At 55.7% G+C, this 21,857-nt stretch carries 21 protein-coding genes; 7 read left to right on the forward strand and 14 right to left on the reverse strand.

The window, feature by feature from the left end; translation table 11 throughout:
• Positions 1 to 131: 131 nt before the first annotated feature.
• The 4 genes from ACYQ11_RS05985 to ACYQ11_RS06000 all read right to left on the reverse strand — a co-directional run bounded on the left by ACYQ11_RS05985 (position 132) and on the right by ACYQ11_RS06000 (position 3,066).
• Positions 132 to 449, reverse strand: a complete 318-nt coding sequence (locus ACYQ11_RS05985; protein WP_459922850.1) for a hypothetical protein — start codon at positions 447 to 449, stop codon at positions 132 to 134.
• Between the two features lie 151 nt (positions 450 to 600).
• Positions 601 to 1,278 (reverse strand): response regulator, encoded by a 678-nt coding sequence (locus ACYQ11_RS05990; protein WP_459922851.1) that lies wholly within the window; start codon positions 1,276 to 1,278, stop codon positions 601 to 603.
• A 346-nt stretch (positions 1,279 to 1,624) separates the two neighbouring features.
• The gene (locus ACYQ11_RS05995; RefSeq protein ID WP_459922852.1) at positions 1,625 to 2,413 is read right to left on the reverse strand and encodes a hypothetical protein; all 789 of its coding nucleotides are present in this window, start codon (positions 2,411 to 2,413) and stop codon (positions 1,625 to 1,627) included.
• A gap of 59 nt (positions 2,414 to 2,472) precedes the next feature.
• Positions 2,473 to 3,066 carry a hypothetical protein gene (locus tag ACYQ11_RS06000; protein WP_459922853.1) on the reverse strand — a complete coding sequence of 198 codons (594 nt, stop codon included), beginning with the start codon at positions 3,064 to 3,066 and terminating at the stop codon, positions 2,473 to 2,475.
• A 32-nt stretch (positions 3,067 to 3,098) separates the two neighbouring features.
• Here ACYQ11_RS06000 and ACYQ11_RS06005 point away from each other — a divergent pair, with 32 nt between their 5' ends.
• From ACYQ11_RS06005 to ACYQ11_RS06025, 5 genes are all read left to right on the forward strand, one after another.
• Positions 3,099 to 4,304 carry a hypothetical protein gene (locus ACYQ11_RS06005; RefSeq protein ID WP_459922854.1) on the forward strand — a complete coding sequence of 402 codons (1,206 nt, stop codon included), beginning with the start codon at positions 3,099 to 3,101 and terminating at the stop codon, positions 4,302 to 4,304.
• A 130-nt stretch (positions 4,305 to 4,434) separates the two neighbouring features.
• Positions 4,435 to 6,642 carry a HEAT repeat domain-containing protein gene (locus ACYQ11_RS06010; protein ID WP_459922855.1) on the forward strand — a complete coding sequence of 736 codons (2,208 nt, stop codon included), beginning with the start codon at positions 4,435 to 4,437 and terminating at the stop codon, positions 6,640 to 6,642.
• Between the two features lie 55 nt (positions 6,643 to 6,697).
• On the forward strand, positions 6,698 to 7,891 hold the full coding sequence (locus tag ACYQ11_RS06015) for a hypothetical protein (RefSeq protein ID WP_459922856.1): 1,194 nt from the start codon (positions 6,698 to 6,700) through the stop codon (positions 7,889 to 7,891).
• 181 nt (positions 7,892 to 8,072) lie between these two features.
• A complete protein-coding gene (locus ACYQ11_RS06020) occupies positions 8,073 to 8,348 on the forward strand; it encodes a hypothetical protein (RefSeq protein ID WP_459922857.1) in 276 nt (91 codons plus the stop codon).
• Between the two features lie 318 nt (positions 8,349 to 8,666).
• Positions 8,667 to 9,818: a M20 family metallopeptidase gene (locus tag ACYQ11_RS06025; protein WP_459922858.1), complete on the forward strand. Its 1,152-nt coding sequence runs from the start codon at positions 8,667 to 8,669 to the stop codon at positions 9,816 to 9,818.
• Here the strand turns inward: ACYQ11_RS06025 and ACYQ11_RS06030 are convergent.
• From ACYQ11_RS06030 to ACYQ11_RS06075, 10 genes are all read right to left on the reverse strand, one after another.
• Positions 9,794 to 10,651 (reverse strand): hypothetical protein, encoded by an 858-nt coding sequence (locus tag ACYQ11_RS06030; RefSeq protein ID WP_459922859.1) that lies wholly within the window; start codon positions 10,649 to 10,651, stop codon positions 9,794 to 9,796. The two genes, ACYQ11_RS06025 and ACYQ11_RS06030, sit on opposite strands and share 25 nt — an antisense overlap.
• Before the next feature lie 63 nt (positions 10,652 to 10,714).
• Positions 10,715 to 13,054, reverse strand: coding sequence for a TonB-dependent receptor (locus ACYQ11_RS06035; protein ID WP_459922860.1), 2,340 nt, complete (start codon positions 13,052 to 13,054; stop codon positions 10,715 to 10,717).
• A complete protein-coding gene (locus ACYQ11_RS06040) occupies positions 13,051 to 13,674 on the reverse strand; it encodes a MotA/TolQ/ExbB proton channel family protein (protein ID WP_459922861.1) in 624 nt (207 codons plus the stop codon). The genes ACYQ11_RS06035 and ACYQ11_RS06040 overlap by 4 nt, the downstream gene beginning before the upstream one ends.
• 17 nt (positions 13,675 to 13,691) lie before the next feature.
• Positions 13,692 to 14,456 carry an energy transducer TonB gene (locus ACYQ11_RS06045; protein WP_459922862.1) on the reverse strand — a complete coding sequence of 255 codons (765 nt, stop codon included), beginning with the start codon at positions 14,454 to 14,456 and terminating at the stop codon, positions 13,692 to 13,694.
• Positions 14,453 to 14,878 carry an ExbD/TolR family protein gene (locus ACYQ11_RS06050; RefSeq protein WP_459922863.1) on the reverse strand — a complete coding sequence of 142 codons (426 nt, stop codon included), beginning with the start codon at positions 14,876 to 14,878 and terminating at the stop codon, positions 14,453 to 14,455. Before ACYQ11_RS06050 ends, ACYQ11_RS06045 begins: the two co-directional genes overlap by 4 nt.
• An 8-nt stretch (positions 14,879 to 14,886) precedes the next feature.
• Positions 14,887 to 15,630, reverse strand: coding sequence for a PDZ domain-containing protein (locus ACYQ11_RS06055; RefSeq protein ID WP_459922864.1), 744 nt, complete (start codon positions 15,628 to 15,630; stop codon positions 14,887 to 14,889).
• A 647-nt stretch (positions 15,631 to 16,277) separates the two neighbouring features.
• A complete protein-coding gene (locus ACYQ11_RS06060; protein ID WP_459922865.1) occupies positions 16,278 to 17,042 on the reverse strand; it encodes a LytR/AlgR family response regulator transcription factor in 765 nt (254 codons plus the stop codon).
• The gene (locus tag ACYQ11_RS06065; RefSeq protein WP_459922866.1) at positions 17,023 to 18,849 is read right to left on the reverse strand and encodes a sensor histidine kinase; all 1,827 of its coding nucleotides are present in this window, start codon (positions 18,847 to 18,849) and stop codon (positions 17,023 to 17,025) included. Before ACYQ11_RS06065 ends, ACYQ11_RS06060 begins: the two co-directional genes overlap by 20 nt.
• A gap of 1 nt (position 18,850) precedes the next feature.
• On the reverse strand, positions 18,851 to 19,546 hold the full coding sequence (locus ACYQ11_RS06070; protein WP_459922867.1) for a DUF1016 N-terminal domain-containing protein: 696 nt from the start codon (positions 19,544 to 19,546) through the stop codon (positions 18,851 to 18,853).
• A complete protein-coding gene (locus ACYQ11_RS06075; protein ID WP_459922868.1) occupies positions 19,539 to 20,540 on the reverse strand; it encodes a DUF2860 family protein in 1,002 nt (333 codons plus the stop codon). Before ACYQ11_RS06075 ends, ACYQ11_RS06070 begins: the two co-directional genes overlap by 8 nt.
• A 280-nt stretch (positions 20,541 to 20,820) precedes the next feature.
• Here ACYQ11_RS06075 and ACYQ11_RS06080 point away from each other — a divergent pair, with 280 nt between their 5' ends.
• Positions 20,821 to 21,297: an RNA polymerase sigma factor gene (locus tag ACYQ11_RS06080; RefSeq protein WP_459922869.1), complete on the forward strand. Its 477-nt coding sequence runs from the start codon at positions 20,821 to 20,823 to the stop codon at positions 21,295 to 21,297.
• The gene (locus ACYQ11_RS06085) at positions 21,297 to 21,857 is read left to right on the forward strand and encodes a glycogen-binding domain-containing protein (protein WP_459922870.1); all 561 of its coding nucleotides are present in this window, start codon (positions 21,297 to 21,299) and stop codon (positions 21,855 to 21,857) included. Before ACYQ11_RS06080 ends, ACYQ11_RS06085 begins: the two co-directional genes overlap by 1 nt.

The following is a 21,857-nucleotide window of genomic DNA, read 5'->3' on the forward strand; positions in this document are numbered from 1 at the left end:
AGATCACGGCCGTCGACCGGAGGGGGTGACCGGGTGTTTGTTTTTGAAACGATAAAACAATTCAGGAAAATTTGGAAACAAAAATTCGCGGAATAAGGAACGCTTTTTGACGGGCAATGGAACGGTGAATACTATTCCGGGTTGCCGACGCCCTGAAGGGTGTTCTGGATCTGGTCCATGACCCGCTGGTCGGCCGCCTGGTTTTCAAGGCGGAGAACTTCCGTTTTGCTGATTTCGGCCGGATCATCCACCGGGTTTTTGATCAGATCGCTTGCGGGGGGGAGGGGATTGCCGTTTTCGTCGGTTTTGGCCTCGGGGGACACACTGTCGTCAACGGCCATGTCGGTCAGCTGGTTGTCCGAGAGTTCCGTGGGGCCGGCATACAGGGGCAGCGCAGGGCCGACGACAAGGAGAAAGAGGACACAGTGGGCAAGAAAGGTTTTTATCATGGCGACGCCTCCGATTTTTTACGGAAGTATAATCCATGGCCTGAGAATGTTCAAGGAAAAATTCGATGCAAGGCAGGGTCAATCCCATGCCGGGCCTCCGAAAACAAAAGGCGAATTCATACCCCGATCGCGATACGGATGCTGCGTCGGCTTACATGACGGCTTGCGGCATGTCATGCCGGCCCGACGACGGGATCACGCCGATGTGTTCGGCGAAACGGCCCAGTGTTTCCATGTCGTGAATTCCGATTTTGTCGCAGATGGTCGCTTCCATGGCACGGATCGTCGTTTCGCAGGTTGAACACAAGGTGGCGATTTCCGATGGACAAAAGCCTTCGGCTATGAGCCGGAACACCTTTTGTTCCCGGTATGAGAGCAAATCGTAACGATTCAGGTTGAATGCGTCCCCCTTTTTTTTATCGAGCATGCCCATGATGCGCGTTTTGATCACGGGGCTCACAAAGCGTTCTCCCCGGCTTACGGCCCGGATCGAGTCGAGAACGTCCCGGCTCGATGAGAGCTTCAGCACATAGCCGGCGGCCCCCAGGGTGAAGGAACGGTAAACGTATTCATCGTTTTTGTTGGTCGAGAAAATGATGATCTTGGTGTCGGGTGAGGCTTCATGGACCAGCGGAACGGCTTCAAGGCCGCTGAGAACGGGCATGCCCGTATCCAAGATGACGATGTCGGGTGTGAGGGAGCGGGTCTTGAACACGGCATCCAGGCCGTTTTCGGCATAGCCCACCACATGCATGTCTTCCTGGCGGTCAATCAGGCGGGTCAAGCCTTCACGGATGATTTCATGATCGTCTGCAATCAGCACTTTCATGATCGAGCACTCCTTTGAATGCGCTGCGTCTGATTCCCGGCGTACAAATCTTTGGCCCGGGGATTGTCGGGCGCATCGGTCCAGGGCCGAAGCGTCGCGTTGGTCATCGGGTCAACCGGGATCGCGCATTGCGATTGGGTCCGTGGTCGGAAATAGTCAGTGACGCAGCAATAATGATTGTATCGGGTAGTTTTGGACGTCCGTTTCATTCATGCGCGGGGCATGTCGGTTCGTGGTACCGGATCGTCATCAGGAATCGAAAATTTTTAGAACAGTATAGGACAGTCCGGCGACAAAGAAAAGTTTTTTGTTGAGACCGTCTTCGGCAGATCAGTGAAAAGGCCCCTCACGTCCGGTGGACATCCGTGATGTCACCGGGGATGTCGGCCTCGGTCCCGTCACCGATAAGGCGCATGGCCAGGTCGCGGTCATGGGTGTCGTGGATGATCTGGAGCTTCATCTTTTCGATTTCCGTGCGGCCTTCGATGGCTTTTTTTGCCAGGAGGTACTTCAGGTAGATGAACCACACGACGAGAGCCGTCAGGACAAGGGCGGCAGCGATGAAAAACCATTTGAACCGTATCAGGGTTTCGACGCCCGTCCGGCTGATGAAAAGGATCAGGTCCGGTAGAACCCAGTAGAGGAACAGGATCGCAACGATGAAAAAACCAAGAACGAAAATGTTGAGGCGACTGACGGTGGCGATGAACGCTCCGATCCTGCCCGTCGCTTCGGGGTGGGGCGGGACGTGACCGTCATGGTAAACCGGACTGTCCCCTTTGAAAAAAACGGCCCAAGCCTTGACCAGAAAACCCAGGACCAGCATGAATCCGATGGGCAGCCCGATGGCCGAGATCAGCCAGGCCCGGAAGGGAAAGGGCCTGATCTCTTCGACCCGGCGAATCCGGTAGTTGGTCAGGGGGCCGAAGTTTTGCTCGAAATAGTACTTGTTGAACTGATACAGTTTTTTTTCGAGGCTTTCGTAGATCACCTCGTTTTGGTCATTGAGAACCTGGATTTTCGAGTGGTCACCCGATTTGAGAACGGCACTGACAAAGATTTCGACCTCCAGGGCGAGGAGGAAGAAAGCGATCAGAAAAATCAGGGATTTGTTTTCTCTGGCGAATTCAAACATGGCATGCATCGTCCGGCTGAAGGAGATCGTTTGTCCTCGGGGCCTTGCGCCCGTTTTTGTCAACAGCGCCACCATACCACAGAGCGGCGCGGATGTCCCCATGGAAACGGACGGATGCGTATGAAAAAATAAAACGGAACGATTGACTCCACGCGGTGACGCCTTTCAAAATGATTCTGACCGTGGTCAAACGAGCCGTGGGCATCAACGGACTGTAAGAACTCCGGTCCTTCTTTCGGATATTGCCGTTGGGGGCGTCTTCCCTGACGGTCATGTGAACGCATAGGGATCACAAACGACCGCTCCGGTTTGTCCGGTGCGGTCGTTGTTGTTTGAAACAGCCTGCCAATAAAGGTTTTCCGCTGAGAATAAGGTTGACAAAGAAAAAGCCATTTAATAAACAGAATTAAAAACAAAAACATGATACGCAGGTCAATGCGGTCATGCTTCCTGGACGACAACGGCATGTTGACTGAGCACCCTTGCATGACATACAACGATGGGCGGTGCCTCTGTTGATTTCCGTTGTCGATCGCCTCGAACGAAACAGGAATTCTCCATTTTTTTATTTTACCTCCCGGGAGCCGGGGATGGCTTTGGGCGTCCGCCACGGACACCCGTTTAACCCCTTTGGGGCCTTTTTTAATACGCAAGGGACGGTCTTTCAGGACGACAGGAGTCAATCATGAACAAGCAAAGGGTTCCATGGCTGGGGCTGATGGTCATAACGTGTCTGATAAGCGCCTCGGCATGGGCCATCGAAATCGATGGGCCCGAGCCCGGCGGCATTCATATTCACGGATTCATTTCCCAGGGTTATTTGCAAAGCACCGATAACCAGTTTTTTGCCGACACCGAAGACGGCAGCTTCGAAATGAAGGAAACCGGCATCAGTTTTTCCACCGACATCCGGGGAAACATCCGGGTCGGCATCCAGATCATGGCCTATGAAATGGGTGAGTTCGGCGATGAGAGCATTCACATCAACTGGGCCAACGGTGATTATGCCTTCAACGAATGGGTGGGGGTCAAGATCGGTAAAATGAAGCTGCATCACGGCCTGTACAATACAGGACGTGACGCAGATTTCCTGAGAACCTCCATCCTGCTCCCCCAGAGCATCTATAACGAGGCCTGGCGGTCCACCATTGCCGGGATCAGCGGGCTCGAGCTGTACTCAAGTCTGGGCAGTTCCTCACTGGGGCGCCTGAGCACCAACGTCCAGGTGGGCAAGGTCGATATCGCCCTGGACAGCGGGGTGGCCACCACAACCAAGGAACAGCTTCTGGAGTCGGGCATTACCTACGAGCCTGACGACATCGATCAGGAAACGGCCCTGGTGGGGCGTCTTCTCTGGGAAACCCCGATATCGGGCCTCAGTTTGAACACGACTTTCTGGACCGTGGACCTGTCCATGACCGGCATGGCTCAGGGCATAGGCACCTCGCCTCTCGAATACACGACCCGGGCCCAGTCCCTCACCGGCTCACTGGAATACGCCTACGGCAATTTTCTTTTGGTATCCGAATATTCTCTCAATAAATACGACTTTTCCCTGGAATCGATCTTTTCCGATCAGAAGCTGGACACCGAAGGCTACTACACCTCCCTGGCCTACCGGTTCAACAACTTGCTCGAGGTCGGCGGATATTATTCCGTGTATTATGCAGACAAGGATGATAAGAACGGGTCAGGGTTTGCCGTGGATCATTCGGCCTGGCTCAAGGACGTCTGTCTGTCCATGCGTTTCGATCTTCTGGACAACTGGGTGCTCAAGCTGGAAGGCCACAGCATGAACGGAACGGCGGTCATGATGAACGGCAACAATCCCGATGACCGCAAAAAAGAAGACTGGATGCTGTTCGGCGCCAAGGCGACCTTCAGCTTCTGATATGCTATTGAATCGTGAACGTGGGGATGGTTTATCATTGGATGGTTTAACGGGTTTTTTCCACAGAGGGTTCCTCACGGCCGGAATACTTTCGGCGCTCATCGTTTGGGTCGTCTCCACAGGCTGTCAGATGCTTTCCTCCTCGACGACCGTTTTATCCGAAACGTCACCGTCCGGTCCCGTCATAGAAAAACCCCTCGAGGCGATGGACAGCTTCGATCCCGCTGTCCGTGAGGATGCCGCCGTCGCCCTGGGCCGTCTGAGTCCCATCCGCAATCGCCACATGGCCGCCTATGTTACCGCATTGGATCAGGCCGATAGCCGCCCCAAGGCCCTGGCGGACATGAACGACCTGGTGACCATGCTGAATCCCGTGATTGAGAGCCTTTACATCGGCAGCCGCGATATCGACCCCGGTGTTCGGCGGGCGTCTGTGGCCTCGCTGGATCTGATCAGCGCCGAGCTGGCCCGTCCGATCCCCCGGTTGACCTCTCTTGGAAAACTCAGGCCGCCCGTCGACGGGGCCGCACGATGCCTGACGGACATTCAGCTTTTGACGGCCAAGATCGGCCGGGCCCTGGAAGGCCGGGTCGATGACGGAGAGAAGGATATCCGAGAAACGGCCGAGAACCTTCTGGTTCGTCTGGGATTTCGTTCGTCGAAGTCCGAGCCCGAGCCCGAACCCGAACCAGACCCTGAACCAGAGCCTGAACCTCGTCCCGCGCCTGCGCCGACACCGGTTCCTGCGGCTGCCTGTCCTGTCCTCGAAGACGCCCTGGCCTCCGGAGAAACCGGAGAAGAAGACCTGGCGTTCGGTCTGGGAGACGCCGCGGATCCGGCCGGTGAAAACGAGCCTGTTGCCGACTTTCCTGAGATGGATGCACTGCTTGCCCGCATGGAAAGCTTTGATCTTTCAACCCGAAAATTTGCCCTGATCTCCGTCGGCGCCCTGGCGGATCGGGAATTGAAAGATATTCCCGGTCAGGTGGATTCCATCAAAGAAGGCGACATCGGGATCCGCACTGAAACCACACGCATGATCGTTTCCCGTGCGATCAAAATGGAACGGACGATTGTTTCGTTAGGGCGAAGCATGTCCGATGTGGACCGGGATATTCGGATCAACACCGCCCGCACTCTGGGTAAGATACTGGAGCCGCTGTCCGTGGCCCTGGTTCCCCTTTACAATACCCCCCGGGAAATCGCCGACACCCTGACCCAGGAAAACGTCGTTCCCGATCCCATGGTCCAGTTGAATCTCGATCAGTTCAAGGACGCGACACATGATGCCATTGGCAGCATCAATCTTCTTCTGGTGCATGGCGTTCCCATGCTGACCGACGGGCTCAAGGACCGGGACGAAGAGGTCCGGGACGCTTCGGCCTGGGCCCTCAGGCAGATCATTCCGCCGACGGTGCTTTTCGAGGGTGAAAAGAGCCGGATCCCTCTGGTCTGGCAGGAGTTTTTCGTCACCCTTGGTGAGGATCAGCACGACCTTTATGTCCGGCTTCTGTCCAACGATCTTAAAGGACGGAGTGTGAACACGGCCCGTCAGGCCGCCCGAATCCTTGCCGGAATGGGTGTGTCGGCAAAAAATGCCCTGCCGGTGCTTCTCGATGTCATCGGCGATAAGACCAATCGCAGAATCCATTACCATTATGTGAAAATCGAGGCCATGAAAGCCGTCGGCAGCATGGGCTCCGAAGCGATTCGGGCCGTGCCGGTCCTGATCGACCAGCTGGAGGACGTCAGGTTTGATATCCGGCGTCAGGCGGTGAGCACCCTGGGACAGATCGGGAGTCAGGGTGTCGCCTCTGTTCTGCTCGATCGCTATGAGCATGACCATTCGTCGGTGGTGCGTGAGGCGGCCATGGACGCCCTGGCCCTGGTGGATCCCGCGGACTGTCTGGACCGTGTCTATCTGGCCCTGTTGAACGAACTTAAAGATGATTCGGGCGAAAAACGTCTGAGAGCATTCCGTATCCTTTCGGGGTATGAAATGAAAAACGGAGGCCACGGGTGGATCAAATGGAAATCAAGCCCCGATCCCGTTGTGGGGTATCGGGTCTGTTCGGACCAGGAATGCGTGGAAACCGGTCCGGTCACGGCGTTCAGGCTTGGAGATTTCCAAACGAAGGTGCGCATTACCGACACGGTGCGTGTCCATGCGATCCAGGAAGCGGGTGTCCGGCCCATGGAGTTTGTTTTTGTGGACATCACGGCCATTTTGCAGAAATCCGTGGAACTTGAAAAAAATCCAGACATCAGGCTTGAAAAGGAAAAAATCCTGCTTCCCTTGTTGAAAGATTTGGAACGGAAACGGGCAGCGGAGTCCTGAACCGAGCACCATGACAAACGATAAAATTTTTGTATCACATCCTGGAGGTAGGGTCATGAAATCCTGGCGGTCAATCAAGGCGGCGATCATTGTTTTCCTGTTTTTTGTCGGTGGTTCATCCGTCCAGGCCGAACCGGTGACCGGCTACTCTTCCTACATTCGCCTTCTTCCGGGCGGTACGGAAAAACAGGCCGCCAACTTCGCCCTGATTACAGCGGCCCAGGATGAGGTTCGCGCCCTTGAAGCGGAAAAACGGCGGCGAGAAATCAAATTCGAGCGGCCGGTGGATATTTTCTTCCTGAACGCCACCTATACGATGATCAGTTTTGAAGTGTTTTTCAGGCCCATGGAAAATTCCCGTTTTTCAACGCATCCTGCCATTTTCGCCCTGTTGTTCGAGGGAACCGATATGAACGGAATAAGGCGATACACCTCCCGGTACATCAAATGGATCGGGGAGCTGGATCTGGAAGAATACCGTGCCAGTCAGATCAACGATTTCTGTGATTATTTTCGTCGGGCCGGGGTGGAAGACTGTCTCCCGGTCAAGGACTCCGCGACGGCCGTCGCGTCTCCCCGGCGCACCGCTCCGGCTCCGGCTCAGGTGTCGGTCGGCGGCGCGATCAGCGGTGACATGATTACCCGGGGGGTGGTCAAGGAAGCCTACATCGACCCGGCCATTGTTCGGAAAAAAGATTTCGATGCACAGCTGGGACGGCAGGGAAAAACCGTCGAGGCCCTCGGCGCGACGGTGAAAACCCTTCAGGCCAAAGGTGACGATCTGGACGGACGGGTTTTAGAGATCAATCGGAAGATCGATGAACTCGCCGTCGCCATGGCCGAGGACCACCAGGCCCGAACGGAATGGGAAGCCGCCCTGGATCCTGAGCTGATGAATAGCATGGCCCGGACCATCGAAGAGCAGGAACAGCGGATACGCCTCCTGAGCAGCAAGCTTGCCGATCTTCAGACCCTGCTCGACGGCGTGAGTCGCAGGGGCAACACCCTGCTTCTTACCGGAGCCAATCTTCAGATCGTCAACGGCAGCGGCGTCAATCAGGGAGCGGACAACGGTGCCGGCAATCTGATTGTCGGGTATGAGGACAGCCGTCCGTCCGATGAGCGCCTCTCGGCATCCCACCAGATCATTCAACCCACAGGGGATGTGGCCGAGGTCACGGTATACGAACCTGCCCCGGAACCCCGGGGGCTTGGCGGACGCTGTTTTATCGGCAGTCTCTGGGAGTGATCGGGTTGCCGCGGTTTGCCTGGGCTTGAATTATTTGACCAAAGCCGTTATGCTCGCCTATGACGATTGAGCCGTGACAATTCACGTTTTTTCAGAGGCCCTGCGCCGGACCGCACGCCGTTCTTACCGGCGGTGACGGACATACAATAACTCACAGGCAATGCGCGATTGGAGCGTTTTTATGGGAAAAGTATCTGCGATCGGGTTGGTGTCTCTTGTTTCAGGTCTGTTCATGCTTGTGTTCAAGGGCATTTCCGCCGCCACGAAAACCACCCTGACCTTTCCCGATCTGACCCTTCGGGACGTTCTTTCTCCGGAACGGATCGATGCCGTTGACGCCATGGCCGAGGGCCTGATGTACACCCTGGCCGATACGGCGGTGTCCGCGCCTCTCTATCTGGCCTGTATCGTTCTGGGAGTCGTTGTTCTTCTGATCGGCGGGTTCACCAGCAAGTGATTTGCCGCAACCCGGTTCTTCCCCTCAAAAAAAAAGTGCACAACAGGAAATCCTGTTGTGCACCGGTTACGCGTTCTCTCATGCCGTGCGCCGTAAATCATTGCCGGTCACCGCGTCCGGAAGATGAAACCCGGTCGCACCGCCCGCGTCATGGATTACATGTATTCTCTCTTCTCGTCAACATTGTCGTTTTACGCGGCGATCAGTCAAATACCTCCATTTAGCGTTGATGTTACGGGGCTTTTTGTTTAATTAAAGCCCGTTTATACTAACTTAATCACGGTAACCATGATGTCAAATTTATAGGCGGGTGAGACCATGACACCAGATTTTGACAGGCGGATGTTTCTCGATCTGATCGAACGGCTGGCCCTGACCCCGGGGCCCAGCCTGAATGAAGCCCCCCGGCGGTTGGTCCTTGAACGTTTCCTCACCGCCCACAAGGTGCCCTCCCGTGTGGACGGTGCCGGCAATCTGTGGGTCAGCGTTGGGGAGGGCCCCTGGTCCGAAACCCTGGTACTCGATGCCCATATGGATGTGGTCCAGGAAGGCTGCGCCAAATCCCTTGACCATCGGGACGGCTGCCTGTACGGGCTGGGGGTGACGGACAACCTGACCGCCGTAACCTTCCTGGCCATGCTGGCCGTTACCCTGATCCGTCAAAGGGTTGCCGTGGAGCGGCCGGTGCGGATTCTTTTCAGCACCGGAGAAGAAGGTGAGGGCGACCTTTGCGGGGTCCGGCAGGTGGTGGCGGATCATCCCTCGGCCCCCTATGCCTTTATTTCCTTTGATCTCTGCTTTGACGAGTATTCGGTGGCGGGTCTGGGATCCCTTCGCTATGCCCTTGAGGTCCAGTGCCCCGGCGGACACAGCTGGAGCGATTACGGGCTTCCCGGGGCCATCGACCGGATGATGGCGATTCTCGACACTCTCAAACAGGAGACCGTGCGACGGGCCGCAGGCCGGCGTGAGTACCTGTCGTTCAATATCGGCACCGTAACGGGCGGGGAGGGCATCAACTCCATTGCACGATCGGCCCTTGCCCGGTTCGAATTTCGAAGTGTGGACCCCGATCCTCTGACGGCCCTCGACCGTCTGGTTCACCGACAGATTTCCCTCGTCAACCAGGATCACCGGGTCAAGGCCCGGTGCACCCCGATCGGGCAGCGCCCGGCGGCACGCCCTGTCCTTCCCGAACGGACCGAACCCCTGGTGCGCCGCATCCTTGAATCCGTCGGGAGATCCACCCGGTCCGTGGTCCGCAGCACCAACATCAACGCCACCCTTGCCGCAGGCTGGCCGTCCATCTGCCTGGGTCTTTGTGAGGGAGGGCGGTTTCACAGCCGTGAGGAATACCTGCGCATCGATTCCCTTGAAACCGGCTGGCAGGTGCTCCTCCGGCTCACACAGGCCATTGCAGGAGGGGCACCGTTGTCGCAAGGGGTTCATTGCGCCGCCAGTGAAAAATAGAAAAAGTTCGTGCCCAGCCGGTCGGATGACACGTCGCTCGACCGGGCCGCATTGTCCCTGACCACCAGGTAGACAGTGTAGCGGCCCTTCTGGAAGCTTCCTTCGGCGTTTTCACCGTACAGGGAGAACACCACGGACTGACGAAACTCCGCAGCCTGGGCCCCCTCACCGAGCAGGGATTCGATCACGGTTTGTCGATCGTCGACCTCAAGCTCTCCGCCCGGAGGATCGGACCGGGTCACATACCAGGAATAGACCGGTGAATCGATCGCGTTCTCAGGCTGAACGGCCATCTCGGCGGTGAAGGCGATGTTCAATACCGAACGGTCGACCGTTACCGTGTCCCCCGTCATCACGGATCGTGTGTGATGGGTGTCGCCCGATAACCAGTCGGCCGAAATTCCGGAGATCACAGGGTTGGCGCCGACGGGTGCGGGGGTTATCCGGAAACGCTTGAGGGCGGAAAGGGACCGGGAGCCCAGGGCGACCGAGGACGTGACCGGAACGTCCAGCCATGGGTTGCCATTCAGTATTCCCGCGGGCAGGTCGAGCACGAATTCCTCGTTATAGGGCACGATTTCCTCATGAAAGACGTCTCCGTCCGGGTCATTGATCCGCCATGTGACAGGCATCACGGAATCCTGGTCCATGGCGGAACCGCCGATGAGAAGCTTCATGGATACGGTGTCGCCGGGCGATGCTTCCGGGGCTTCGATGCGTACGGCAAGAATTTTATAATCGACGACAACGTGGTCTTCAGGCAGGTTGTCGTCGCCGCATGCCGAAGCCATCAGGGCCAAAAGCATGAGGATTGCATATCGGATGGGTGTCATAGATCGTCTCCTTGTTTTTTTGAACGTCGGCGGTTGCACCGCGTCATGGCCGGCCCATGGCCGTTAAAAATCAACTTTCATTCCAAGAAAAATCAGGGGGATTTCGGAGTCGACCGACACCTCTTCCTCCTTTGCGGTGTAATCTTCGTTGTACGTGATGCCCGTGACGTATTTGTTTTGAAAGACGTTACGGATATCGATGTAGGTGCTGATGACGCATTCATTGAACAGCCAGTATCGGTCGATCCTGAAATCCACCTGGTGGTGTGACCTGAACCGTCTGTCGTTGACAGGTCCCGTGTACAGAGGAATGTATTCGTTGTTGTCCACATCGTATCGTGTGTCCACATGGAGCAGGTCGGTGTAGGGTGTGCCGGACACATACTGGTATTTCAGGCCGAAAGACCAGTAGCGGTTGGGTTTGTAGCTCATGACGCCGACCAGGTTGTGGGGGATGTCCGAATCAAAGTATCGTTCCGGTTTGCCCGGGCCGTCGGTCCGTTTGGCCACCGAATAGGAGTAGGCGATCCAGCCGAAGAAACGATCGTTCATGGAGCGGCGCAGGAGGATTTCCGCACCGTAGGACCGTCCGCTGCCGTCATTGGTGTAGAACGTCGGATCATCCGCGCGGTCACGGACGACCAGATCGTCAAAGCGTTTGTAGTATCCCTGGATGTCAAGAAACAGGTCCGGCGTGAAGGCGTGTTCGATTCCGGCCACTGTATGGGTGGAGCGCTCGGGCTTCAGCCCCCGGGTGCCCCAGGGCTCCAGGAATTCGTCGTACTGGGGCATCTGAGAATACAGGCCCCCGGCGGTTTTGAGGGCGGTCCGGTCGGTCAGTTGGTATTTCAGCGACAGCCTGGGGTCGATCACCGAGTGGTGATTGTACGTATCCCGAAAACAATGAACCCCCGGCGTGACGGTCAGTTTCCCGAAACGCATTCGGTCCATGGCATACACCGAGGGTGTAAAAAAATTGAAATCCTTGTCAAGGGTCAGTTCAAGATCCGTGTTGTCGTATGAAATCTCCCCTTCTTTGTCGAGGACGAGGGTGCATGAATCCAGATTCACTCCAGCGTAATCCATGCGAAAACCGGCTTTCAGGTGATGGGTGTCGTTCAGGCGGTATTCGGCGTTCTCGTTCAAAGAAAAATTGGAGACGCTCTGGCGGTGATAGGCCCTCTCTCCCTGTTCCCAGGTGAACCGCGATTCGGTGAACATCGGAGAAAGCACCGAGTTGAATGTTCCGTTTTTGAATCGCCATTCACCGATGAGGGTCGAAAACCACTGTTTGTGATTGAGGGTATCCGAATACCGCTCCGAAACCGGAATCTCCGGCTCGGTAACCTTGAAGCTGTCCACGGCGTTGATGCCGATCAGGCGGAATTCATTGCCGGGAGAAGCTTTGTGGCTGTACATGAACGAGGCGTCGTAATAGACAGGGTATTTGATGAAATCCAGATCATTGTCCGGGTTTCTTTCCTTTTCCACACGTTCCGCCGCTTTGAGGTACTGATCGAGAAATCCCCGTTTCATTCCGAAATAAAAGGAATCCGTGTCAGAGACCGGGCCTTCGATCATGAAGGACGATGAGAGGAGCCCGAGGTTGATGTACCCCCCGATCCGATCGGTTCGGGGATTCCGGATGTTCATGGAGATCACCCCACCCATGGCATTCCCGTACTCGGACGAAAACCCCCCGGCATTGTAATCCACCGATTCGATCATTTCCGGTTCGATGATGCTTTCAAGGCCCCCGAAGTGGTAAAACGCCGGTATTTCATGACCGTTTACCGTAAAGAGGCTGTCTTCCTGTGACGAGCCCCGGATCACGATGCCGTTTCCGTATCCGTTGAACACCGATACGGCGTTGACGCCCGGCATGTTGGTGACGGACTTCAGGACATCCCGGTTGCTGCCGGGAATGGCCACGGCTTCCTGGATGGAAATCGTTTGGGAGGACACCTCGCTGGTTTGTTTTTTGTTCCGGACAACGACCCGGTAGGGGTTGATGGTCCGTGGCACGATCCGGAGCATAAGGCCCTCGATGTCCCGGTCTGCAACGGAAACACTCTGGTCGAAGGTGTCGTAGCCCATGGCGGCGATGATCAGGGTGTAATCACCGGGGCAGACGGGGACGGAAAAGTTTCCCTCCCCATCGGTCGTCACCGAGGAGACCATGGCCCCGGATGCCTTGTCTTTCACGAAAATCCGGATATGGGCCAGGCGGTTCCGCGTTCCTTTTTCAGCGACACGTCCGGAAATCAGCGGCAGGTGTTCCGGTGTCGTTTGCTTTGTTTCATTGGCCAAATCTTTTCGGCCCGGCCTAAGGGCCTCCCCGGCCTGACTTATCGTCGCAATGCACAGGATGATCACGATGATCGATGCGGATATCCGTTTCATAACCGTCCTTCCCTGAAAAGGTTTTTCGAACAGATCATGTCGATGATCGATTCGACCCGGACGCTTCCGGCTTTGATTTTTGTTTTGCAGATGTTGAAAAAAACCACCGCCGGAATGGCCACGGCAAGGCCGACTGCGGTGACGATCAAGGCTTCCGAGATGCCGGCCATCACCACCTGGGGTCCCGCTGCCTTTGCCATCCCAAGATCGGCGAAGGATTTCAAAATGCCAAGAACGGTTCCGAGAAGTCCGATAAACGGTGCATTGCTGCCCACCGAACCCAAAAAGTTCGAGTATCGCTCCCAGGTTTGTTTTTCCATATGAAAACAGGCGGAAACATGGTGGGAAAACCCCTTGGCGGTGGGGTGCCCGTGGTTCAATCCTTTCAGAACCACGGCCGTTTCAGCCGAATCGTGCTGCATGAGAATCGTTGAAACCTCCTTCAAGGACAGGGCGTTTTCGAGCTCCGGCAGAAGGGTGTCGTGACGCAGGAACCTTCGTCTGAAAAAGATCATCCTCTCGATGAAAAAGGCCAGGGTCAAAACGCTCAGAACCAGCAGGATGCCCAGGATGACCCGGGCTGCGTAAAAAGCAAGCAGGGATACGTGTGTTGTCATCATAATGATTTCCTCATGTGTCATTCGTCCAAAATAAAGGTGTATACAAGATCATCCAGAACGGTTCCCACGGCGGTCCCGTTCCGTGTGGCCGGTTTGAACCGGCTTTTTTTAACCGCCTCCACCGACGCCTGGGCAAACAGCCTGTGGCTGGCGCGAAGCACTTTCACGTGTGTGACTCTGCCCGCGTCATCGATGCTGACGGACAGGGCAACCTCGCCTTCGCGGTCCTCGTCTTTCAAGGGCACGGGATATTCCGGCGTGATTTTCAGCAAAAATTCCGGCAGGGTGGTTAGTTCAAACACCGGAAACGTTCGATAATCCCTGACCTTCTCGATCGGGGTAAAGGCCTCCTCCTGCTCCTTCATCAGCGTGTTTCCCACCCGGGCCGTGAACCCGCTTGGAGACGCCTCGGCCACAGAGTTTCGGCTGACACCGAAAACCGGTGTGACCGCATCTGGGCTTGTCGGGGGCTTGGTCGTGCTTTGTTCATGGGACACCGGTACCGGAGCGGGTTTCAGGGGTTGTTTCTTCGACGGCGTCCGTTTCACGATATGTTGTGCTTTTTTCCGGGCGGGCGGCGGCTCCGGAGGCGGGGGGGTCACCGCCTCGGGCTCGGACGTCCTGATCGAAGGCGTCATCGTCACAGGAACGAGGATCGAGGTCTTTTCGACGGCCCCGGACGGGACGGTCGATTCCATGGATCGGAAATAAACCAGCAGGGCGAGGTGAATCGTCATCGAAACGATCAGGCCTGCAACCAGGGTGTTCTGTGATGTTTTCATGGCCTTTGCGCGTTCTCCAGGTATTCCACATTGATGGCGAACCGGGCGATGTCGAGCGTTCTCACCATGTCGATGACCCGGATCACGTCCCCATGGCAGGTTTTCCGGTCGGCGCTGATGGCCACCTGGATATCCGGCTCGCTCCGCTTTCGGGCATCAAGGTTGGCGGTCAGGGCCTCGAAGGAGTCCTGCCGCTCTCCGGCCAGATAATAATCGCCCGACGGGGAGATCATGACCGAGACGGTTTTCGCCTGAACATCGTCACCGGTGGCCGCCTGGGGAAGTTCCACCGTGATGCCGTGGACATCCACGATGGACGACACCATCATGAAGATGATCAGAAGGACCAGCATGATATCCACAAGGGGGGTGATATTGATGCCCGTTATGATCTCGTCTTGGTTGTCCTGAAATGAGCCCATGGTTCACCTCACGATTGCGGGTTGGTATCGCCGGACAGACGCTGGTCCAGAATGATTTTTTTCCCGCTGAAGCCGAAGATCAGGCACCATGCGTCCCATCCCTCAAAGCAGGCCGGATCTTTTTCGGCGATGGGGTCGCTGTTGTCGCCTTTGGGGAAGGTTGCGTCGACGTATTGAAATTCCGGAGAATGAAGCTCCAGCCTGGTTTTGTTTGTCTCGAAACTCAGAAGCCCCAGAAGATTGAATCCAGGCAGGGGGATTGGGTTGAGCGTGCTGCTCAATCGGAAGCCCAGGGAGAAGGCGCGGCTGTTCTGATAGGTTTCCATGCCCACCGTCACCTGTTTATGAATCCGTTGGCCGTTGCGGAAGATTTCAACGGTAAGGCCGTCACCCGGCGATGCGCCGTCGATTGTTTTCCGGAAATGCGTGAGCCCGTTTACGGGTTCTCCGTCGATGGACAGAATCAGGTCCCCCTCCCGTATGTCCGCGGCCTTAAGAGGCGTCCGGTCGAAGACTCTGGATACGAAGAGGGCGTCTTCTCCTGTGTCGCGGATGGCTTCGGGCAGGGCCGGAATCACACCGGCGCCGTGCTCAAAGTAATTGGCGCATTGGGCTTTGAAAAAGGATGTGTCGGCCTCGAGGCAGGTCCCTCCGATCCAGCCGCGCTGATGAACGGGTTTGGGGCCCGATGCGCAGCCTGAAGCCAGCAGGCAGCCGAATGAAGCGATAATGATCAAGCGATAGGGTGTCATGATGTTTCTCCTTCTGATGGGGTGATAATAGGTGAACATTGATGGCTTCGTAAAACGTCCGATTTTATAGTGGTTGTCATATGTCTGTTCCGATTCACGTCTCCGACAGCCCTGCCGGGGGCCAAACTTTTTGTAAAAGTTTGACAAAACAGGTCTTGATGGTCTCGTAAAAAGTCGAATTTCAGACGGCTTCGTAAAATGTTCGAGATCAAGGTTTGCGAATCCCAAGGAATGAGGCGTACTTAGGGTACGCCGCAGTGACGAGGGATGACGCGTAATGCAGATATCGGACTTTTTACGGAGCCGTCAGGTCTTAAACTATCACGTGTTCATAACAAGCGTGATTTTCTGGATAGTCCGGTGGGTCAGAATGCTCCTTTTATTCGAGTCTTACGCACCCAACCCGTTTGTCCAGCTTTTCAAAAGCTGGCCGCCGGAGGCCCATTTAAACGGAACGTTTTTTTGCCATCATTTGATGACGTTTTACGAGTTCATCAACATTTGAAAGCAGATTAATGAAGAACGCAGGCAGCGGATATCAAAATCCGGTGAATTGACGAATCGGGTGGGTGAACGGTCAAGGCGGGGGGCTGGGTGCCGGTTCGGGGCGGTTCCGGTTCTTTAAACGACTGCCGACGCTGAAACAATCACCGGTCCAGCCATTTTTTGAAGTCGCTGACCTTCATGCGGCTGACCAGGACCTCCGACGGCAGGGGCGGGGTGAGGTCCAGTGAAAGCCTGCTGTTGAAGAAGGGGTGGATGGCGGAAACGGCATCGAGGGAGACGATCATCTGCCGGTTGATTCTGAAAAAGGCGTTCGGGTCGAGCAGGCCTTCCAGCTCATCTAATGTGTGCTCCACAAGAAAGCGGCTGCCGCTTCGGGTCACCAGGAAAACAAGCTGGCTGTCTATCAGGAAATAGGCGGCGTCACGGGCCTGAACCGGCCGAAGGGTCTGCCCCGATTTGACCAGAAACCGTGTCTTGTGCGATGTGTCGCCCTGATCGAGGAGGGAAAGAAGGGCGGTGAGCCTTTCTGGGGACGGTGAACCGAAGGCGCGTTTCATGGCATGATACTTGTCGAGGCTTTTTTTCAGATCCTCCTGGTGAATCGGTTTGAGCAGGTAATCGATGCTGTTCACCTTAAAGGCCTCAACGGCGTATTCATCGAAGGCGGTGGTGAAAATCACCGCACACCCGGGCTGGATCTGTCTGAAAATCTCGAAGCAGACCCCGTCGGACAGCTGAATGTCCGCGAAGATGATGTCCGGTTCGTCGTGGTGCGTCAGAAAGTCCACCGCGTCGTCGATGCTGTCGATGACGGCAAGGATGGTGATCGCGGGATCGATCCTTGAAAGCATGGATGTCATTTGTTTGGCGGCGGCGGTTTCATCTTCAATGATCAGAACGTTCATGGGGTTGTCCTTTGTTTTCGAGCATGGGAAGCCAGACGCAAAAGTCGGATTGCGTTTCCATGATCCGGACCTCACGGTCCGTGAGAAGGCGGTAACGGTTGGTGATGTTGTCAAGGCCGATACGGGTGGACGGCATTGACGGAGTTTTTTTCTGGAGCCGGTTTGAAACGATCAGGTACTGATCCCTGACGAAAACCCTGATGGACAGGGGCTTTTTTCGAGAGACGATATTGTGTTTGATGGCGTTTTCAACCAGAAGCTGGAGAGAAAACGGCAGGATAAGGTTGCCGGTGCAGGCGTCGGGGACCGTTATGGCAATCGACAGGTTGTCGCCAAAGCGCTTGGACATGAGAAAACGGTAGGACTCCAGGAAATCAAGCTCTTCCTTCAGCGAAACCAGGGCACTCGATCGGGTCTGAAGCACGTAGCGGTAAACCCGGGATAATTCCTGGAGAAAACAGACGGCCGCCTTCGGATTGTCTTCGATGATCGATGAAAGGGTGCCGAAACTGTTGAACAGAAAGTGGGGGTCCACCTGATTTTTCAGGGCTTCAAACTGGGAAAGGATGTTTTCTTTCTGGAGTTCGAGAAACTCGGATCTTTTTTTTTCGAGTTCGAGGGAGACGGTCTGCATGGTGTAAAAGGTCGAGGTGTAATGCCGGATCATCACATAGCCAAGGACAAAGACGAACCCCACCATGCTCCATCCAAACACATCGAAGGTGATGGGAACAAGGCCCAGACGCTCCAGAAGATGGATCAGGATGAGGAGCATGAAAAGAAGAAAGAAGACGGTGAAGATCCTTCGGATATCCGCGGACGCGGCCGGGTGGGACCTTTGAATGATCACGATACAGGTAAGGCAGCTCAGAATCATCAGGACAAGCAGGCCTACTGTGAGGTCAGGGCCGGAGAATGCGGGCATCACAGTGGTCCAGGCGAGGGCGGCATGTATGATCCACAGGCCACGGACCATCATCCTCGATCGGGGGCCCAGGGTGAACACGGCATTGAAAAAGGCGAAAAGGCCCGCTGGAACCAGCAAAAAGGACACGGATTTCAGATAATAGTGTGATTTCGGTGACAGGTTCGGGAAAAAAAGGGCATGGGCGTCGGCCAGATAGGTCAAGGCCACGAAAAGGGCGAACATGCCGAAGGAAAAGAAGGGGTAACTGCGCTCTTTCCATCGGATCAGGAAGATAAAAAACGAGCCTGCTCCGATGACCAGAAGCAAGAAACCCAGGCAGAGATCCACAAGGCTGCTGCGATAGAGATCCTCCTTTTGGGCGATCATGATATCCAGGATGTCGTCGGCCTCCCCAAGTGCGATCAAAAAAATATCTCCAAGTCCTGTGCGGTCCGGGTAGGTGCTGTGCAAAAAGAGAGATTCACCCGCATTGGCGCTTCCGATGGGAACGAGGTGGCTCATGTGATTTCGATGTTCCCCATCGGACGGCCTGCCATGGGTGTAAATCAGCGTATCGCCTTGATAGACGTCGAGGTCGTTCAGAAATGCCGAAACCAGGAGCATGGGTTCGGCCCGGTTTCCGTCGGGCATGGGGAGCCGGAGCCAGATGTCGTGGCTTCCGGTCAGGTCATTGAAATCAAAGGACGTCATGGGGGACCAGGCGTCGGCTGTCTCCGGCGGCCCTCCGGGAGAACCGATGTGGTAGTCCAGGGACACGATGTCGAACACCATCGGTGGTCCGGTTGCTGTCGCCGTCTGTGGTGGGATGAAGCAGAACTGGAACCACAGGGCCATGACGACGGCGATGATCCGGATCACCGGTGCGTAAATTCGGTTCATGTCAGTCCGATCGTTCTGTCCGATCCGGTGTGTCGGTCGGGTTGTCGGTTCGGTTTTGGCGGCCTTCACGGATCGCGGCACCAAGCTGGTCCGGCGTCCATGAAAGGCCTCGGGCCTCCTGTTCATAACGCGTCCGCGTTCCGTGGTCTTCGATGGTCAGGAGAAGTCGATAATGGTCCCAGGTCAACTGCGGTGAAACCATGGCGGCCCGGGGATAAAGCCGGTAAAACCGTTCCATGGTCATGAGGGTATCGGGAGGGATCTCGGAATCCTGGGCCAGGGTTTTGATCAGGTGGTCGTGGTAGTCGTCGTTATCCCTGTATGTGGTCTTTTCACGGGCGATCTGTTCCCCCAACTGGCGATAGACCAGGATGATTCCATAGGAATCGGCATGGGTTTCCATGGTTCGGATCAGATCAAGAAGGGGCTGCACGCGGTCCCGGAAGGACAGGTAGCGTTTTGTGTTGAGGGCCTCAATTTTACGGGCGATGGTTTTCTGGGTCAGACGGTTTCGCGTCTGGGACAGGGAAAAGGTCGAGGGCCGCGGAAAGAAGGAAGCAAGACACGGGGGCAGCTCGGTCCTGTCGGACGAAACGGTCTTTGCCGGCGGGTCGGAAAGATGGGGCAGGGTGAGCCCGATCACAAGAAGGATACCCACAAAGAGCTTGATTCCATATGTCGTCGGTGCTCTATTCAAAGGCATATCCCAGTGACACCCCGTAAAGGACAGATGTCTCATCAAAAAATCCGATATTGGCGTCGACCCGGTTGATGCCGACGCCCAGGCGGGTATACCAGTTCTTGTTCCACAGGTGCTTGCGGGTGTAAAAGCATTCCAGGGTATAGCAGGTTTCCTCCCGGGTTTTACCGAACAGGGGATGCCGTTTGTCATAACGGGTGGATTCGACGGTGCCGGCCAGCGAAAATCCGTTGTCTCCCCGCTCCATGGCATAACTGAGTTCCATTCCGATCCCGTCTGCGGCGTATGCACCGCCTTTGGCGTCATGGCGGGTATAGTAAAAGGAGGGGGACAGCAAGGTGTCGAACCGGTCGTTCAGGAAGAGGGTGTAACCGGCCTTTAGGGTGTGGGTCAGCCCGCTGCGCTTCAGATCGGCATCGGCGTTGCCGGAAACGTCATCGTCCACCTTGTCGCCCCGAAAGGCGTATCTCATGTGAAGCCCCGTTCCCAGGATGCCGTCATAATCCACGGCGACACCGGCGGCGTCCACGTCGGTGGTTTCCCGGTCCACCCCGGTGAGGTAGGGGTCCTTCCAGGCTTCGCCACCGCCCCCGAACACTGACAGATCAAGCAGGCTGCCGTCATCGTAAACCGTTTGAAGTCCGGCTGTGAGACCTTCGCGGTCATCATCCAGAAACGGGGTCCCCAGATAAATGGACACCGTGTCCGAAAGAAGATAGTCTATCTCGAACAGAAAAAGAGCCGAACCGAAATGTTCAAAAGACCGGTTTTTGTCAAGGGTGTCGATGCGGCTGAACCGCTCGCTCAGGCCGAAATAGCTGTCCGGATCGACACCCGAGGTCCGGCTTGTCGTGGCAATGCCGACCAGGCCGAGTTCGACCCGTCCCGTCAGGCGTCCGGGGTGCTCCGGCGCGTCCTGGGCCCGGGCGAAAACGGATGTGAGAAGGCATGCCGTTACGATTGTCAGAGAAATGATGAACCTGTTTTTCATGAAATCAGTTCCCAATCGTTGGTGGGCGTATCTGGTTCAGGCTTCGTTGAGGGTGTGATCGATCCTGCACGCTCAAGCCGGTTTCTTGGGGTTTGCGCGGCATGGTCGTCTTTTCCTGGCTGACAGCCCTGGTCCGTCCCATGATTTTTTGGTGCAATTATCTTTGGTTTCGGATGATATCGCAAACGGTTTTCAGGTGAATTGTCAAAAAAAAAGGGTGAACTGTCAGGCGGCCGGTTTTTTTGTAACGATCCGGGTGAATCTGCGTTATGGAAGAAGAATGGAAACCTTTCGACATTTTTACATTGAGACCAAAGACCGGCTTTTTGGTTATCTGATGCGCATGACCGGGGATTATCAGCTTTCCGCAGACATCCTCCAGGGTAGCTATGAGCGTATGCTGTCATCCTATGGTCCGGCTGTTCAGAGTATGTCGCTGCTTTTCACGATCGCCCGGAATGCACTGATTGACGTAAGGCGAAGAGAACGTTTTGAGCGTCATGTGGATGACGTGGAACTACCCGATGATCACCAGCCTGAACATGACATGATGATCCTGGAGTCCTATCGAAGTGTGCTGGAGGCTATGGAGCATCTGGATGAGCTTGAACGGGAGTTGATTGCCATGGTGTCCGGTTCGGATCTTTCCTACCGGGAAATAGCCGGCATCGTTGGAATCAGTGAAGGCAATGTCCGTGTGAAAGTGCATCGTGCACGGTGCAAACTGAAAGACAGATTGAAGCGAAAGGATGCGTGATGAGTGACTTGAGCAGTCGATTTATCGACAATGACCTTGACCTGGAATCCAAGCGGGTGTTTGTCGAGCGGATTCACGGTGAGGACGTGTTTTATCGCGAGACGCTTGATTTTCTCGATCTTGAAGTCCGGCTGAGGGGTGATGTGGTTTGTGATCTCCCCGATCCGGGCTTCGATGAGGCGGTGGTGGTATGGCCCCATTGGCGGCTTGCAGGGCGGGTTCTGAGTTTGGGACTGGCCTGTGCGGCCGTTCTTTTGATGGTTGTCCTGTTCACCCTCTCTGGTGGTCAGCAGGCGGCATATCGGGAAAACCGTTTCGTGATTTACCGGCCTGACGTGTCCAGGGTGGACATCGTCGGCAGTTTCACCGGCTGGGAACCGATTCCTTTGGACGCCGTGGGTCAAAGCGGGTACTGGGAAATCTCCCTTGATATTCCCGATGGCGTTCATCGGTTCACCTATCTGCTCGACGGGGAGGTTCCCTTTGCCGATCCGACAATCCTTACGGTCGAACGGGATGATTTCGGGGGCATCAATACCATATTGATGACGGAGTCCTGA

The sequence above is a fragment of the Desulfatiferula olefinivorans genome, from assembly GCF_054657895.1.